The following is a 17,598-nucleotide window of genomic DNA, read 5'->3' on the forward strand; positions in this document are numbered from 1 at the left end:
GGCGTGAACGTGTGATGTCTGGTCACAAAGAAAACATCATTTAAATTAAACATCGGGCAAGGAACAGCGCCGCTTAAAGGAGTCCCGCTATGGCATGGCATAATTGGTTTACTCGGTATCCCCAGTCAGCAAATGCGGTCAGTAAGCAGGCGGCGACAAATCCGATGCAGGTTTCTTCACTACCGGCTTATGTTTTGGAGCCGCGTATACTTTTTGATGGTGCGATTGCTGCAACGGTGAATGACACGGCGGCAAACACATCGGAACCGACCGCCACATCTGACTCCCATGCCTCCACGGCAGATCAAACCGCCTATGACTCACAATCTACCGCAACGCAGGATAGTGATATTGCTGCCGTGGCCGACGGCACCGTTTCCTCACGTAAGGAAGTCGCTTTTGTCGATACGTCAGTGAAGGATTACCAAACGCTGGTGGCAGGAATCAAGCCAGGTGTTGAGGTCGTACTGATTGACGGCTCGCGGGATGGTTTGCAGCAAATGGCCGACTGGGCGGCGACACATACCGGTTATGACGCTATCCATGTCTTTTCCCACGGCTCTGAAGGCAAAGTGAATCTGGGTACGCAGGTGCTGACGGATTCATCGCTGAAATCGAGCGAGGTGCAGGCACAGCTTGCGGCCTTAGGCGCAGCATTAACCACGGAAGGCGATTTACTGCTCTATGGGTGTGATATTGCCGGTGGTGCAAACGGGGATGCGTTCTTAGCGAATCTGGCACAGGCTACGGGAGCGGATGTCGCCGCGTCCGTGGATGCAACAGGGAGCAGCCTGATCGGTGGGGATTGGATCTTAGAAAAAACGACAGGCGGCATTGACACCGAAGTCATGGCTATTGAGTCCTACAGCGATGTGCTGGAAACAGTCGTGTTTAATGACTACGATCCTGATTTGGACGCGACCAAGACTACAATAACCCGCACGATTGATGGTAAACCGGTAACCTTTTCTGGTGGTATTGGCACGGGGGGATTGTATATCGACCCCAGCTATGGCGGACCTCAGAATGGTGGCCTATATGCGTACGACGGGACTAAAAACGGTAATAATACCGAACTAACGATAAAACCCCCCTCTGGCTATACTTTCGATATCACGGGAATCAGAGCCGGCGCGACGACAGGCGTACTGACCTTTACTGTGACCGATAGCAACGGGGGTATTTCGTCATTCAATGTGACCGTTACTGACAGTTTTTCGACCATAACGAGTTTTCCCTCGGCAATGAATGATGTTACACAGGTCGTCATCTCTTCTGGTAACTACTCTGCCTTTCAGGATATCGTCATTTCCGATATCAAACTGAATGTACCCTCCCCAGCGATCACGTCTGCCGCCTACAACGCCGGCACTAACGTGTTGACTGTAACGGGTGTCAACCTGGCAACGGGTGACACCATTGACGTCTCCAAACTGACGTTGGTGGGTGAAAACGGCAATACCTATACGTTAACTAGCAGCAATGTGACCGCAGTAAATGCCACAACATTCAGTATCACACTAAATTCGACTGATCAGATCAATGTTGAAGGGCTGCTGAACAAGAATGGGACAACCTCTGCGGCCAGTGGGACGACCTTTAATTTGTCTGCCGCCGCTGGGTGGAATGCGACACAATCTTCAACGCCTGCTGATTTGATAGGCAATGGCGTCACCGTGAGCAATGTGCAAACCCCCACCATTACCTCTTCGACCTACGATAACGCGACCGGCACATTAACGGTGACGGGCACCAATCTGGTTAAGCAGAGTGGGTTAAATAACGATATTGATATCTCTAGGCTCACCTTCACTGGTCAAGGCGGTAGCGCTTATACGCTCAGCGCAACCAGCAATGTTGAAATCATCAACGCGACCGCCTTTGTGGTGGTATTAAGCGCAACCGATAGAGCCGGGCTTAGCGCGATAATTAACCAGAACGGTACGTCCTCATCGGGCGGTACAACCTATAATCTGGCTGCCGCCGATGACTGGAACGGGCCAATTACGGGCGGAAATATTGCCGATCTGACTGGCAACGGTATAACCGTCAGTGGATTCAATGCTGCGCCAGTCATTGGTAACCTGAACGGTGATGGCGTTAACTTTACCGAGGGCGCGTCACCGATTAGTTTAGATGCGGGCGGTAACGCTACGGTTACGGATGCGGATTCAGCCGATTTCAACGGCGGCAGCGTGCGGGTAGCGATCACCACGAACCGTAATAGCAGTGAAGATGTGTTAGGTATCATGAATCTGGGTACGGGCAGCGGGCAAATCGGCGTGTCTGGCTCGAATGTCACGTATGGTGGCGTGGTGATTGGCACTTTCACTGGTGGCACGGGTAACAACGATCTGGTGGTGGCCTTAAACGCCAGTGCCACTCCAACCGCCGTTCAGGCATTAGTTCGCGCACTTTCTTATCAAAACAGCAATACAGCCGATCCTGCTATCACGACGCGTTTCGTTAGCATTACCGTGAATGATGGCGACGGCGGGAGTGCTTCCGCCATGGTAGCTGTTGGCGTGACTGGCGTGAACGACGCCCCAACGCTGTCTGCCACTGGTAATAATGTGACCTATACCGAAAATGGTAGCGCGGTCGATCTCTTCAGTAACGTTTCAGTCAGCACGGTTGAAGCTGGGCAGAACATTACCCAGTTCTCTCTTGTCATCAGCAATGTGTCGAATGGCAGTAGTGAACAACTGCAAATCGATGGAACAACCATTGCATTGATCAACAGTAATAGCGGCACCACGACCGCAAACGGTTTGTCTTATTCCGTTAGCGTGGCTGCAGGCACTGCCACGCTAACGTTGAGTAAAGCGGGTGGCATAAGCGCCTCAGTGGCGGCCGCGGCGATCGACGGTATCACCTATCGCAATACCAGCGAAAACCCTACGGGGCCAACCCGTACTGTGACGTTGATGAGTATTTCTGATAATGGTGGGACGAGTAATGGTGGTGTAGAAACCACAACGCTGTCGATTGCTGCCACGGTAACTATAGTGGCGGTGAACGACTCACCGACTATCAGCGCGCCCACTTCGATCACGGTAACGGAAGATCTGGCTAAGGCTATTACCGGCATCAGTTTCGCGGATGTCGATGCTAATAGTAATGACGTTACGGTGACTTTATCCGTAGGCAGCGGCGTGCTTAATGCAAGCAATGCTGGCGTTACCGTTGTGGGTAGTGGCACGAGTAGCCTGACGTTGACGGGCTCAATCATCAATATCAATGCCTATATCGCAGACGGTAATGTGCTATTCAACCCGGCCAGCAACGCAACAGGAAATGTGACGCTGACGGTCGGCATTGATGACGGCGGTAACACGGGGAGTGGCGGTGCCAAAACTGCGTCGAGCACCGTGACGCTGAGCATTGATGCGGTTAACGATGCGCCAGTCAACGGCGTACCTGTGGCACAGGCGGTACAGCAGGATGGCTCGCTGGTATTTAATACTGCTAACGGCAACCTGATTTCCGTCAGTGACGTCGACATCGGTGGTAACACCATGGAGGTGACGTTAACTGCGTCGAATGGATTACTGACCTTGTCGCCATTCTCTGGGCTGATTTTCAGCGTGGGATCGGGCGCAGACGACAGCACGATGACCTTCCAGGGCAGTCTGACCAATATTAACAATGCGTTAAATGGCCTGACGTTTACCCCAACCAGCGGCTATAACGGCAGCGCGTCGATCCAAATTGTCAGTAATGATTTAGGCAGCTCAGGTTCCGGTGGAGCACAAACGGACACCGATACTATCGCGATTACGGTGAATCCGAATAACCCCACGATTACCAGCGTCAGTGCGAGTAGTGCCGATGGAGCCTATAAAATAGGACAAGCCATTCAGGTTACGGTAGCGTTTGATTCCAATGTCGTTGTAGATACCACTGGTGGTGTGCCAACTCTATTACTCGAAACGGGCGCGATCGATCGCGTGGCGACGTATGTGGCAGGTTCTGGATCTAACACGCTGACCTTCGAATATATTGTGCAAAGTGGCGATCTGAGCGCCGATCTGAACTACGCCAGCACGTCTGCGCTGTCGCTCAATGGTGCGACGATTCAGGATAACGCCAACCGCACGGCGGTGCTGACTCTGCCAGGGCTCAATAGCCTTAATTCACTGGCGGCACAGAAAGCCATTGTTATCGATGGCGTGCTGCCGACAGCGACGATAGCCGTCAGCGACAACGCCCTGAAAGCGGGTGAAACTACTGAAGTCACCATCACCTTCTCGGAGGCTGTGACGGGCTTCAGCAATGCCAACCTGTCGGTGGCGGACGGCACGCTAAGTAACGTGACCAGCACCGACGGCGGAGTGACGTGGACAGCGACCCTGACCCCGAATACCAACGTGACCAATGCGGGTACGGCGATTGGCCTGACTTACAGCGGCATCACCGATGCGGCGGGTAACGCAGGCGTGGGCAGCGAGACCTCTGGTAATATCAGCATCGATACGGCGCTGCCGACGGCGACGATAGCGGTGAGCGATAACGCCCTGAAAGCGGGTGAAACTACTGAAGTCACCATCACCTTCTCCGAAGCGGTCAGTGGTTTCAGCAACGCCAACCTGTCGGTGATCGATGGTACGCTGAGTAATGTGACCAGCAGCGACGGCGGCGTAACGTGGACAGCGACCCTGACCCCGGACACCAACGTGACCAATGCGGGCACGGCGATTGGCCTGAACTATACCGGTGTCACCGATGCGGCGGGCAACGCGGGCGTGGGCAGCGAGACCTCCGGTAATATCAGCATCGATACGGCGCTGCCGACGGCGACGATAGCGGTGAGCGATAACGCCCTGAAAGCGGGTGAAAGCACTGTCGTCACCATCACTTTCTCCGAAGCGGTCAGTGGTTTCAGCAATGCCAATCTGTCGGTGGCAGATGGTACGCTGAGCAACGTGACCAGCAGCGACGGCGGCGTAACGTGGACGGCCACCTTTACCCCGAACACCAACGTGACCAATGCGGGCATGGCAATCGGCCTGACCTACAGCGGCATCACCGATGCGGCGGGCAACGCGGGCGTGGGCAGCGAGACCTCCGGTAATATCAGCATCGATACGGCGCTGCCGACGGCGACGATAGCGGTGAGCGACAATGCCCTGAAAGCAGGGGAAAGCGCTGAAGTTACTATCACCTTCTCGGAAGCGGTGACGGGCTTCAGCAATGCTAACCTGTCGGTGGCGGACGGCACGTTGAGCAATGTAACCAGCAGCGACGGCGGCGTGACGTGGAAAGCGACCTTCACCCCGAACGCCAACGTGACCAACGCGGGCACGGCGATTGGCCTGACCTACAGCGGCGTCACCGACGCCGCAGGTAACGCGGGCGTGGGCAGCGAGACGTCTGATGCGATCGGCATTGATACCGCGCTGCCGACGGCAACGATTACGTTGAGCGACAGCGCCCTGAAAGCGGGTGAAAGCGCACAAGTCACCATCACTTTCTCGGAAGCGGTGACGGGCTTCAGTAGTGCTAACCTGTCGGTGGCGGACGGCACGCTGAGTAACGTGATTAGCACCGACGGCGGCGTGACGTGGACAGCGACCTTCACCCCGAATGCCAATGTAACTAATGCGGGGATGGCGATTGGTCTGAACTACAGCGGCGTCACCGACGCCGCAGGTAACGCGGGCGTGGGCAGCGAGACTTCCGGTAATATCAGCATCGATACGGCATTGCCGACAGCGACGATAGCCGTCAGCGATAACGCCCTGAAAGCAGGGGAAAGTGCTGAAGTCACCATTACCTTCTCGGAAGCGGTGAGCGGTTTTAGCAACGCCAATCTGACCGTGGCAGACGGCACGCTGAGTAACGTGATTAGTACCGACGGCGGTGTGACGTGGAAAGCGACTTTCACCCCGAACGCCAACGTGACCAATGCGGGCACGGCGATTGGCCTGACCTACAGCGGCGTCACCGACGCCGCGGGTAACGCGGGCGTGGGCAGTGAGACCTCCGGTAACATCAGCATCGATACGACATTGCCGACAGCGACGATAGCCGTCAGCGATAATGCCCTGAAAGCGGGGGAAAGCGCCGAAGTTACTATCACCTTCTCGGAAGCGGTGACGGGCTTCAGCAATGCCAACCTGTCTGTGGCGGACGGCACGTTGAGCAATGTAACCAGCATCGACGGCGGTGTGACGTGGACAGCGACCTTCACCCCGAACGCCAACGTGACCAACGCGGGCACGGCGATTGGCCTGACCTACAGCGGCGTCACCGACGCCGCGGGTAACGCGGGTGTGGGAACTGTCGCTTCCGACAGTGTTAGCATCGATACCGCTCGCCCTGTACCCGTCAGCTTAACGCTGACGGAGACGTCAGGTTCGCAGGCGCTGAGCTACACGCTGGTCTTTTCAGAAGCGGTGACGGGATTAGATATTCGTGACTTCTCTCTGCTTAACGCCAACGGCACCACGGCGACAATAGGTGCAGTGACAGCACTGAGTCCGACAACCTATCGAATTGATTTAACCAATGTGACAGGGGCGGGGGCAGTGCAGTTGGTCTTTACCGGTAATCATGGTGGGGTGACAGATCTGGCGGGCAATGACTTGAACGGTCAGGGGCTCAGCGGCGACGTGCATAGTAACACTGCACCGGTTACCAACGGTATCGGAAATCAGTCCGCTAACCAAGGTAGTACGTTTACCTTCACGCTACCGACTAACGCGTTTGTCGATAACGATGCAGGCGACAGTCTGGCTTACCACGTTTCATTGTCCGATGGTTCTGCTCTGCCGTCCTGGCTGGTGTTCAATCCTCAGACGAAGACCTTCTCTGGTACGCCGCAAAATGCCGATGTGGGATTGTTAGCGATTCGTGTTACTGCGACCGATAAAAACAGCGTCTCGGTGTCCAGCGGTTTTACGGTTGTCGTGAATAACGTTAATGATGCGCCGACCACTGAGGGTATTAGCAACCAAACGGTGACTGGCGATGGGGCGTTTAGCTTCCAGATTCCTGCTAACACCTTCTCTGATATCGATGTAGGCGATACGCTGCGCCTTAGTGCAACACAGGCAGATGGCTCCGCGCTGCCAGCTTGGGTTAACTTCGATCCTGCAACCGGCACCTTTAGCGGATCGCTGGGGCGTGGGAATAGCGCCGATCTGTCAATTTTGGTTACCGCAACGGATGTAGCGGGCGCGAGCGTGAGTACCACATTTGTCTTGCGTGTCCAGTCTTCTACACAACCGGATGGCGATCCCGAATTCAAATCGAATGCTGGCAGGCCAGTGGTGGCGATCGTTGGTAATAACGCCGCGGTCCAAAGTCAGCTTTCGCTGTTGACGATTGGTGCGGCGTCAACCAGTGGCGATGGCCTGTTGGGGGCACCGTCTTCACTCTTTAATGCCGGTACGGCGGAAGGATCTATGCCGGGAACCGCCAGCGTGTTTAGCGTAGCGGCACAAGGCAGTGGTGTTGCTGGCGGTTCTGCTGTGGCCGTGGCCTTTGCCAACAATGGCGTAAACCGTTACGAACCCGGTATACCACGCAGCAACGTCTCTGATTTCAACCAGTCGATGGGCGGAAAATCCACGCTGGCGGGGATGTTTGCGAACAATATCATCCCAGATAATACCGCGCTTGAGGTGTTCAGTGGCGGCAGTTGGCAGTCCGTGTCGGAGGGCAACTCGACATCCGTCATGTCGCCCGTATCTGTCTTTGGCGCGCCCGTATTTAGCCAGCAGCTAAAAGCATTGGATGACTATGAACGTCTGCAAATCGCCTCTCTCGAGGGCGCATTGCAAAACATGAGCAAACCAGCCTGAAATGGCGGTGGCAGGGTGTGATGAATACAATAAAAAACAGGGGTAAGGAATCGATTATGCAAAGGTGCCCGAAAATTTTCAGCGTCACACTGCTGGCGCTATTAGTCAGTGGATGTGCGGTATCAACTCAGCCGATTGATAAAGCAGAAAGTACCCGACGTGCGGATACCGATCTGCGCGTGATGTTCAGTAATCAAGAGCCTGTGACGGCACCTATTACGTTACATGATGCGATGGCAAGGGCGCTGAAATATAACCTCGAAGCGCGTTTAAAAGTGATGGAACAGGCGCTGGCGCAGGAGCAGGTGGATCTGGCTCGTTTTGATCTGTTGCCAAGAATGGCGGCGAATGCGGGCTATGTGACGCGCAGCAACGTGAGCGCTTCCAGTAGTCGCAGTATAGAGCGGGGTGTTACCTCACTGGAGCCGTCGACCTCGCAGGATCAAACTCGTCGCGTCGCGGATCTGAATATGGTGTGGAATGTTCTCGATTTTGGCGTTAGCTATGTCACGGCGCATCAACAGTCGGATAAGCGCTGGATCGCCGAAGAGCGTCGCCGCAAAGTGACGCACACCATCGTGCAGGATGTGCAGTCGGCTTACTGGCGGGCGGTGGCGGCAGAACGTTTGCTGCATCGTATTGATGCCTTAATCGAACGCGTTAACATGGCGCGTGAAAATAGCCAAAAAATGTCGGCGCAAAAAGTGGGTGACATTATTGAAGCCTACAGCTACCAGCGTGCGCTGCTGGATGCGACGCGCCAGTTGGAAGAGCAGCGCCGTGCGCTGTCTTTGGCGAAAACCGAACTGGCGACGTTGATGAATTTGCCGCTGGGAACGGATTACACACTGGTCTTGCCGAAGGAGAGTGAACTTGCCGAGCCGGAGCTGAAAGTCGCCTTTAGCGACTTGGAGAAGGCGGCGTTAGTGAGCCGTCCTGAACTGCGCGAACAGGATTATCAGGTACGTATCAGCGCAGCAGAAACGCGTAAAGCGCTGCTTCGTATGTTGCCGGGGATTGAAATGTCGGTTGGGGGCAACTACGACAGCAACTCGTTTCTGGTTAACCAGCATTGGGCGGATGCCGGGGTGAAAGTGACCTGGAACCTGTTCAACTTGTTCTCTGGCCCTGCCGCTATTGATGTGGCAAAAGCGGGTGAATCCGTCTCCGAAATGCGCCGTCAGGCGATGTCGATGGCGGTACTGGCACAGCTTTATGTGGCCCGCGCCAATTTCAATGAAGCGCAGCGTCAATACCGTACCGGTAAAGAGTTGCAGAAGCTGGATGTGGATATCCTTGAACAGCTGAATAACCGCTACAAGGCTGGCAATATCGGTGAATTACAGCTGATTCAGGGCGAGTTGAACGCGGTGAATACGTCTTTGCGCAATGATTTGGCCTATGCTGAATTACGTAATGCGTATGGCCAGATCTTTATTACCGCGGGCTTGGATCCTCTACCAGCAACGCAGACCTTGAATGACATCCCGTCAGTAGGGAAGGCGCTCGATCAAACGGAGAAGCGCTGGGCGACCGGTAACCTTTCGTTGTAAGGAACGGTGTGCGGTCTGGATATTTCTCTTCAGACCGCCTCATAACACACTGCGTGTTGGATGAATACGTTGAATAAGAAAACTCTATTACAGAAAACGATGCCGCTGAACATGATGTTTCATCGCCGGACGCTTCATAACATTCTGCCGAAGAAAACCACGCTTTCTCTCGTGCTAATGGCGTTACTCTCTGCTGTGTCGTATTCTGCTATGGCAGAAAATATAGAGGATGAGCTACTGCTCGCACCGGTAAGCAATGCGACGACAGAAACCTCGGCGAGAGAGGCCAGAGGGGTATTAAGGGCGGTGGATCAGGCAACGCTGTCCGGTGAGCTGAATGCGAAAGTGGTTGAGATGCCATTTCGAGATGGTGAAGCATTCCAGAAGGGCGATTTGCTGGTGCGTTTTGACTGCTCGGCTTATCAGGCACAGCTGGCCGCCTCACAGGCCGCCATGAGAGCGGCACAGCAGGAGCTGAGTCAGAACAGACAGCTGGCAGAGATGAAATCTGTTGGCCGCAATGCGGTCGCGGTGGCGGAAGCGCGTCTGGCACAGGCCACGGCGGAAAGTCAGGTTTATCAGATCCAGACTAACCGCTGTCGTGTTGTCGCTCCGTTCTCTGGTCAGGTTGTGACGCGTAAAATTCAGGTTTCTGAATATGTCGGCCAGGGGATGCCACTGCTGGAAATTGTGGATAACCGCCATCTGGAGATCAACGTTCTGGTGCCGTCCCGCTGGCTGGCTTCCCTTAAACCGAAACAGCCATTTACTTTCATTCCCGATGAAACCGGCGTGCCACTACAGGCGGAAGTGCTGCGCATCGGCGCACGCATTGATGAAAGCAGCCAGACTTTAACGCTGATCGGTCGAGTGCTCAAACCCGATAACAGCTTGCTCGCCGGAATGAGCGGCAGCGCACACTTTACGGGGCAGCCGTGAGCGAATCGCAGCCCTTCACGGTTGAGCGGGCATTTGCCGAGTTTATTCATCTGGAGCGCCTAGCGCGTAGCGCCAAAAATAGCGAAACGCTCGCTTACTCGATGGTGAATGACAGCCAGAGGTTGTTTGGTTTCCGTCATGTCGCGCTGGTGATCAATGGGCGTGTACGTGCCGTCACCGGCGTTTCCGCTCCCGATCCGCATGCACCGTTTGTCGCGCTTATCGAACGCGCAGGCAAGCAACTAGTTACCCAAAAAGCCGCTGAACAAGTCACTACGGTGCGAGCCGACTGGTTTGATGCGCAAACACAGAATGACTGGCAAACGCTGTCTGCGCAAGAGGCGCTCTGGGTTCCGCTGAAAGATCGGCAGGAACAGCTCATTGGCGGGTTATGGTATGCGCGAGATTTGCCGTGGCAGGAAACCGATCGGACGCTGATAGCGCAACTGACTGATGCTTATGCGCATGCTTGGCTGGCGCTGGAGCCGCGTAAAGCATGGCGACCGGGGATCCCGAAAACCAAAGTGATGATTGCCGTTGCGGCAGTCATCGGGGCGCTGCTGATACCGGTTCGTCAGTCGGTACTGGCACCGGCGGAGGTGGTGCCGCTGGATGGGCGGATCGTGACGGCACCACTGGACGGTGTGATCGCTGAAATCACGGTGAAGCCGAATCAGACCGTGAAGAAAGATGACGTGCTGGTGCGGTTTGATAACACCACGCTGAAAGCTCAGGCTGATGTGGCAGAGCGAGCGCTGGGCGTAGCCGAAGCAGAGTGGCGTTCGGGGTCGCAGCGGGCTTTTCAGGATGCCGATTCCAAATCAAAACTCGATTTGCTGTCGGCACAGGTCGAGCAGAAACGTGCCGAGTTGATGTATGCCAACGATCTGCTGTCGCGCAGCGAGGTGAGGGCGGAACGTAATGGTATCGCCGTGTTTGCTGACGGTGACCGACTGCGCGGGAAGCCAGTCAGAACGGGGGAGCGCCTGATGGAGCTGGCCAGCCCGCAGCAGGCAGAACTCAAGATTGAACTGGATGTGGGCGATGCGATCCAGTTTCCGATAGAAGCTGATGTTGCACTCTTCCTTGACAGCGATCCGCTGAAACGTCATGAAGCCACGCTGCAACGTATCGCCTATGAAGCGGCGTTAACCGACCGTAGCACGCTGGCTTATCGACTCGATGCGCGTTTTATCACCGATGCACCGCGTATCGGTTTACGCGGCACGGCGAAGATTTACGGTGAATATGTGCCGCTGGGCGTTTACCTGTTCCGCCGTCCCGTCGCGGCGTTGCGCAAAACGGTTGGGTTCTGATGGCCGTTTTACCTCCGCTACGTGACGATCTACACCTCTCTCCGGTAGCGCCTGCGCGAGATGGTTCTCCGCAGTGGACGTTAGCAGATACAGTTTCTGGCCGCTATTTTAAGCTGAACAATACGGCAATCCGCCTGCTGCGTCACTGGCCTCTGCGTGAGTCGGAACAGGTGATGGCTGCCGTGAATAAAGAGCCGGGTATACCGCTTGGGAATGACGATCTTGAGCAGTTCCTGCGCTTTTTACGCACACACGACTTGATCGCGGGCAGCGATAAAGAACAACGAAGCAGCTACGAAGTTAAAGCGGCGAGCCGTCGCCGTAGCCTGATCAAACAGGTGTTGCACCAGTATCTATTTTTCCGCATTCCGCTGTGGCGTCCCGATCCTTTTCTGAATAAAACATGGCCGTGGCTACAGCGCTATGGCGTCACGCTGTTGCGCGTGTTTTTTCCGCTGGTTTTACTGCTGGGCATATTTCTGGTTGGCCGAGACTGGCCACGCTATCGCAGTTCGTTTCCGCATCTCTTCAGCCTTGAAGGAATGATGGCGTTTGGCTGCGCCCTGATTTTCGCCAAATTTATTCATGAGCTGGGTCACGCCTACATGGCGAAAAAGGCGGGCTGTCGGGTTCAGAGTATGGGCGTGGCGTTCATCGTGATGTTCCCGATGCTGTATACCGATGTCAGCGATGCCTGGCGGGTCGGCGATCATCGTGTGCGCGTGCTGATTGGCGCAGGGGGAATTCTGGCGGAGCTGTTATTGGCGACGGTAGCGCTGCTAGCCTGGTCGCTGTTGCCGGAGGGGCCGCTGCATTCGGCGGCGTTCCTTCTTTCCAGCGCAACCTGGATTACCACGCTAATTATCAACGTTAACCCGCTGATGCGTTTTGATGGCTACTTTATGCTGAGCGATGCCTGGCGTATCGATAATCTGCAAGGGCGCGCCTATGCCCTTTGCCGCTGGCACCTGCGAGAAAAGCTGTTTGGCTATGGAGACGTGCCGCCGGAGCGCTGGTCGCCTCCGATGGTGAAAAGGCTACTGCTGTGGGGATATGCCTCTTGGGTATGGCGTTTCTTCCTGTTTTTCGGTATTGCGCTGGCGGTCTATCACTATTTTTTCAAAGTCTTGGGCATCTTCCTGATGCTGGTTGAGGTTGGCTGGTTCATTGCCCTGCCTATTGTGCAAGAGTGTGCACAGTGGTGGCATCAGCGTAAACGCTCGCAGTCTCACACAGTCTGGCGTACCGCGCTGTGTTTATTGCTATTGCTCATCGTGCTGTTTTTCCCCTGGCGCAGTCAGGTCGAAATACCGGCAGTGCTGGAAGCGTCTCGCGTCAGTACGCTGTATTCACCCGTGGCGGCACAGGTGAAACAGCTACAGGTGAAGGATGGGCAGCGGGTTGAGGCGGGTGAGGTTCTGCTGACGCTGACCTCTGGCGATCTCGATTTCCGGCTGGCGATTATTCGTCAACGTATTGGCATCCTGCAATTACAAATGCGTCGTCAGGCGGCGAATCGTGACACAGTGGGAGATTCGCTGATTCTGGAACAGGAGCTGGCGGCGGCGCTGGCACAATACCGCGGCCTGAAAGCACAGCAGGAACGGTTACAGATCCGTGCACCACAGCCCGGTGTCGTGAGAGACATTGCCGTCGATTTAACGCCAGGGCGGTGGCTGGATGCTGACCTGCCGCTGCTGCGCGTTGTGGGCAGTGAAGGCAGCCGTCTGCGTGGCTACCTACGTGAAGATAAGCTTAATCGTATTACTGCGGGGATGTCTGGTCAGTTCATCGCGGATGATCCGGCACATGCTGCGGTGCCTGTGATATTGAAAGATATTGATCCGACAGGCATTGCCTTCATTGAATATAGCATGCTGGCCTCCGAACACGGCGGGCCGATAGCGGTAAGGCGGGATGAGCAAAAACAGCTGCGCCCAGTTCAGGGCTGGTATGGTGTAAACCTTGATGTCGCTACCGATTCGACGTTGCCATTACAGCCACTGCGTGGGTTGGTTGTGATAAACGGCGAAGCGGAGTCGCTGTTCACCGGGGTATGGCGTCAGGTTGCGGCGTTAGGTGTAAGAGAAAGTGGTTTCTAGGCCAACTAGCATAAGCGTATTGTCATAAAGCATATAGCGGGCATGCTGCCGCCATCACGGTATTCTTATTGAAAAGAATACCGTGGGATTTTATCTCAAAATCGCCATTGAAAATAATTTATATGAAATGATTAGCACGATCTCTTTATATGTTTTGCTTCTGATTTATTGCTTTAATTTCTTTGTTTTTTCTGCGATTTTTATTTCTTTCTGCGCGCATTGACGAAATGAAATTTACATCTATACATAAATAATCAAACTAATTAACGTTATCGATATGGCTTAACGGCAATATTATTACCGCTGCTTTTTTAGGTGAGAGGGGAAACCCTATCGCGATTATCAATGGGATGGGATAAGGAAGATTCACATGAAAAAAGATCTGAAATCGTATTTATGCATGGCGGCCACGGGGCTTTCTCTGTTCTCCATTTCTCAGGTAGCTCAAGCCTGCTCAAATGAAGACTTCACCGGTTCAGTGTGTTTTACGGCAGCAACCTATTGTCCTAATGGCTTCCTGGAAGCGAATGGACAACTGCTACAGGTTAATGAATATCAGGCACTGTATAGCGTGGTGGGGGTGCAATATGGTGGCGATGGTCGCACTAACTTTGGTATTCCCGATTTGCGCGGAAGAAGTCCGGTAGGGCAAGGGCAAGGGCCAGGGCTGCAAAATGTTCCTCAGGGATTGCCTCAGGCATCAAGTTTGCGTGGGGCAGAAACGGCAACGCTGACGGTCGCTCAGATGCCGGTGCATAGCCATTTGGCTACGTTCACGCCAACGGCGGGGTCGGGTGGGCCAGTGGTCGTCAAGGCGACGACGGAGGCGGGTCAGTCCGCAGCCCCCAGCGCGACGAATAACCAGTTAGCGACGCCAGTGACGCCAGCGGCCAAAATTTATGCCCCAGAGGGTGCCGCTAGCACGCAGGTGCCGTTAGCGGGTGTGAGCGGTGGTGGTTCAGGTGGCGGGGGGACGGTTGCGGTGGGCAACAACGGCGGTTCGCAGCCTGTGAAGATCATCCCGCCGCAAACGGCGTTGCGAGCTTGTATCGTGGCGAACGGTTACTATCCACCTCGCCCATAATTACTGCTCTGCAAAAGTGAAGCCAAAAATAACCCCGTCTTGAGACGGGGTTATTTTTGGCAAAGTAATCAATACGCAAATAACGTATTAATGAGGCAAGGCTTCTTTAGGATGCAGCCCCAAGTGACCCGGAGACGGCTCACCTTTCACTTCGCCGAGGTACAAACCGATCTGGGCACGGAATGACTCCACCGCCGCACGGTCGCTCATGAAATCGGCAAAAGCCTGCGGGCTGGTGTTCTTATATTCCCAGATAGGCTTATAGCCAGCGGGTGGCGTAACGTCAGTACGCACCGACCACATATACCAGACATTGCTCTGCGTTTCTTTATCCAGCAGCCAGCTCAGATATAACTTGGCGCTTTCTGGGTGTTTAGCCTGCTTGAAAATAGCTGCACGCTGTGCCCAGGAAACAAACGGATCGCTTTTAGGCAGAACGAAACGGGAATTCGCGTTTTGATCGGGAGAAAGCGCGCCGTCGGTTGAGAATGTCGCCGCTGATTTACCGCTTTCAACATCGTCTGCGGGAGCCTGTGTACCGCGAACATAAACCGGGTTCTGTTCTTTGAATTTAGCGACATACTCCCAGCCGTATTTATCTACGACCTGCTTAAACCAGAACAGCACAGCGTCGTCATCGTTCGGGTAGGTTAAGACAATGCTGCCTTTCAGATCGGGACGTAAATAGTCATTGGCTTCTGTTGGCCTGGCATTTTCGGCAATCAGCTTGGTATTGACCACGTTGCTGAACGCATCGACAAAGACACCGGTCCAACTGCCGTCTTTATCTTTAAATGCAGGGTACACTTTGTCCCAGCCGATAGGTTTGTAGTTCAGCAGCACGCCTTCTTTTTTCCAGCGCGGGTAATCCTGCAAGGTTTGTAGCTGTACAACATCCGGCACCAGCGTATTCGTCGCCAGCTGGTTATCAATACGAGCATCGTGGAATTTGCTGTAGTCCACAATGACGTTGAGTGTCATGCCCGGAAAGCGTTTTTCAAACGCCTGCTTGATACCATCCTGCTGACCTGGCGTGTCACCGCCGGCATAGACGGTCACGATACCGCCTTCCCGTAACGCATTTTGATAAAGCTCGTTAATCGGGCGTTTATCGGCCTCTACTGCCGCATAGCTGGCTGCTGCCGTCGCCATCAGCGCCGTAAATGCGACCACCTGTTTTCGTTTAAACATCGATTCCTCCTGAATGAGAGCCGTTTCTACCGACGCACTTTTTATCCTTGTCGCTGCTGGTCAGGATAAGCGTGCATAAGCAGAATCATTGAATGATTATCAAATTATTTAATTTTCTTGATAGTCATTACCCTGCTGAGATAACGGTTTATCTCGCTGCTATCAGCGGGGTTTTGTATGTTATCCAGTTGTGAATAATGTTAAATGAGAAAAAATTGAAATTTTAATTCAAAAAAAATGAATTAAAATTTGGCGTAAAAGGAGGCACAATAACGGGGAATTGCGGCGATATTTAGGCCACCCTGCGACCTAAAGTCGGATTAATTCAAACGGTGGGGAGAGTACTGTCGAACGGATCCATCAGCAGGAAGGTGCACTCGGCGCGCTGGTGGCTATTGATCATCGGAACCAGTCGCTGGAAGTGCTCAGTCTGACAGTGAATATCCAGCGCGGCTCTATCCGGCCAGGTTTCGATAAAGGTGAAATGCCCCGGATCTTTCTGATTGATAAAAAGCTCATAGGAGATGCACAGCGGCTCCTGTCGGGTTTTCTCTACTAATTCGCGGTACAGCGGCATGACTGCCTCAATGTATTCAGGTTTAATAAAATCCTGTGCGATCACTTTAAGCATAAAACGGCTCTCCCTCTCTGTAAGTCCTGCTGATTAAACGGTTCCGGCTAGCCGCGCTGCTGTTTTTCACTCTGATCTGCGCCGTTCCCCTGCCGGTAGGCCAGCGATACCATCAGCGATTGTACCAAACACAGCGTGGCGGACTGTGAACGGAACGCATCAACCTGCGCTTCCTTCACGACAAAGCAAACGTCGCTGAGCGTCGCCAGCGGGCTGATCTGACTGTCGGTAATCACGATTTGCCGTGCTCCGGCTTTCGCGGCCATCTCGCTGACCATCACTGTTTCCTGTGAATAGGGTGAGAAGCTGATAGAAACTACCACATCGCGTGAGCTGACACGGCTGAGCTGTTCGCGAAACATGCCTCCCAACCCGTTGACCAGAATGGGGCTGCTTTCCAAATGACTAAGCGCATAGGTCAGGTAAGTAGCGACGCTGAACGAGCGACGCAGCCCGACGATATAGATTGTTTCCGCCTGAGCCAGCAAATCGACGGCTTTTTGCAGATCTTCTTGCGGGGTACGTGCGGCTAGCTGCTGCATCGCCTGGGCGTTTGAACGGGCAAACTCATGCAGAATATCCAGCGGCGTTTCAGGTACGGCGTCAGCCTCCATCGCCCGAAACAGCCGCGCCCGGTCGGTATAGCTGGCCGTTTCCTCCACCAGATTCATACGGAACAGCTGTTTCATTTCGTTGAAACCGCTGAAATCAAAGGCGTTGGCGAAGCGAATCAGGGTTGAGGGAGGAACGTCCGCGCGTTCGGCGATCACCGCAACGGTATCGAAAGCGATGCTGTTGGTATTATCCAGCACATAGTGCGCTACCTGCTGTAACCGCTTGCTGAGCGAATCATAACGCTCGCGGATCTGTTCCTGTAATTCTCTCAGGCTGGTTGCCATGGGCATATCGGGTTATCTCCCAAAGACGTATAAGAACCTATCCCATTAGGGCGATTTCATGACTGGCGCCTGAAA

At 54.2% G+C, this 17,598-nt stretch carries 9 protein-coding genes; 6 read left to right on the plus strand and 3 right to left on the minus strand.

Annotated elements, in window-relative coordinates; genetic code table 11:
- Positions 1 to 89 precede the first annotated feature (89 nt).
- The 6 genes from LOZ86_RS07185 (at position 90) to LOZ86_RS07210 (ending at position 14,802) form a co-directional block, all read left to right on the plus strand.
- Entirely contained in the window at positions 90 to 7,808 is a 7,719-nt protein-coding gene (locus LOZ86_RS07185) for an Ig-like domain-containing protein (protein WP_230243022.1), read from the plus strand.
- Positions 7,809 to 7,864: 56 nt separating this feature from the next.
- A complete protein-coding gene (locus LOZ86_RS07190; RefSeq protein ID WP_039482548.1) occupies positions 7,865 to 9,361 on the plus strand; it encodes a TolC family protein in 1,497 nt (498 codons plus the stop codon).
- Positions 9,362 to 9,538: 177 nt separating this feature from the next.
- The gene (locus tag LOZ86_RS07195) at positions 9,539 to 10,300 is read left to right on the plus strand and encodes an efflux RND transporter periplasmic adaptor subunit (protein ID WP_106389056.1); all 762 of its coding nucleotides are present in this window, start codon (positions 9,539 to 9,541) and stop codon (positions 10,298 to 10,300) included.
- Entirely contained in the window at positions 10,297 to 11,616 is a 1,320-nt protein-coding gene (locus LOZ86_RS07200; RefSeq protein ID WP_230243024.1) for an efflux RND transporter periplasmic adaptor subunit, read from the plus strand. The genes LOZ86_RS07195 and LOZ86_RS07200 overlap by 4 nt, the downstream gene beginning before the upstream one ends.
- Positions 11,616 to 13,718 (plus strand): efflux RND transporter periplasmic adaptor subunit, encoded by a 2,103-nt coding sequence (locus tag LOZ86_RS07205; RefSeq protein WP_039482542.1) that lies wholly within the window; start codon positions 11,616 to 11,618, stop codon positions 13,716 to 13,718. Before LOZ86_RS07200 ends, LOZ86_RS07205 begins: the two co-directional genes overlap by 1 nt.
- 370 nt (positions 13,719 to 14,088) lie before the next feature.
- Positions 14,089 to 14,802, plus strand: a complete 714-nt coding sequence (locus tag LOZ86_RS07210; protein WP_052012038.1) for a phage tail protein — start codon at positions 14,089 to 14,091, stop codon at positions 14,800 to 14,802.
- An 87-nt stretch (positions 14,803 to 14,889) separates the two neighbouring features.
- Here the strand turns inward: LOZ86_RS07210 and LOZ86_RS07215 are convergent, their stop codons facing one another.
- The 3 genes from LOZ86_RS07215 to LOZ86_RS07225 form a co-directional block, all read right to left on the minus strand.
- On the minus strand, positions 14,890 to 15,993 hold the full coding sequence (locus tag LOZ86_RS07215) for an ABC transporter substrate-binding protein (RefSeq protein ID WP_039487678.1): 1,104 nt from the start codon (positions 15,991 to 15,993) through the stop codon (positions 14,890 to 14,892).
- A gap of 325 nt (positions 15,994 to 16,318) precedes the next feature.
- The gene (locus LOZ86_RS07220) at positions 16,319 to 16,624 is read right to left on the minus strand and encodes a putative quinol monooxygenase (protein ID WP_039487676.1); all 306 of its coding nucleotides are present in this window, start codon (positions 16,622 to 16,624) and stop codon (positions 16,319 to 16,321) included.
- Positions 16,625 to 16,671: 47 nt separating this feature from the next.
- Positions 16,672 to 17,529 carry a MurR/RpiR family transcriptional regulator gene (locus LOZ86_RS07225; RefSeq protein WP_010281425.1) on the minus strand — a complete coding sequence of 286 codons (858 nt, stop codon included), beginning with the start codon at positions 17,527 to 17,529 and terminating at the stop codon, positions 16,672 to 16,674.
- Positions 17,530 to 17,598: the final 69 nt, after the last annotated feature.

Origin of the sequence: Pectobacterium parvum, from assembly GCF_020971565.1 — a bacterium.
GTDB lineage: Bacteria > Pseudomonadota > Gammaproteobacteria > Enterobacterales > Enterobacteriaceae > Pectobacterium > Pectobacterium polare.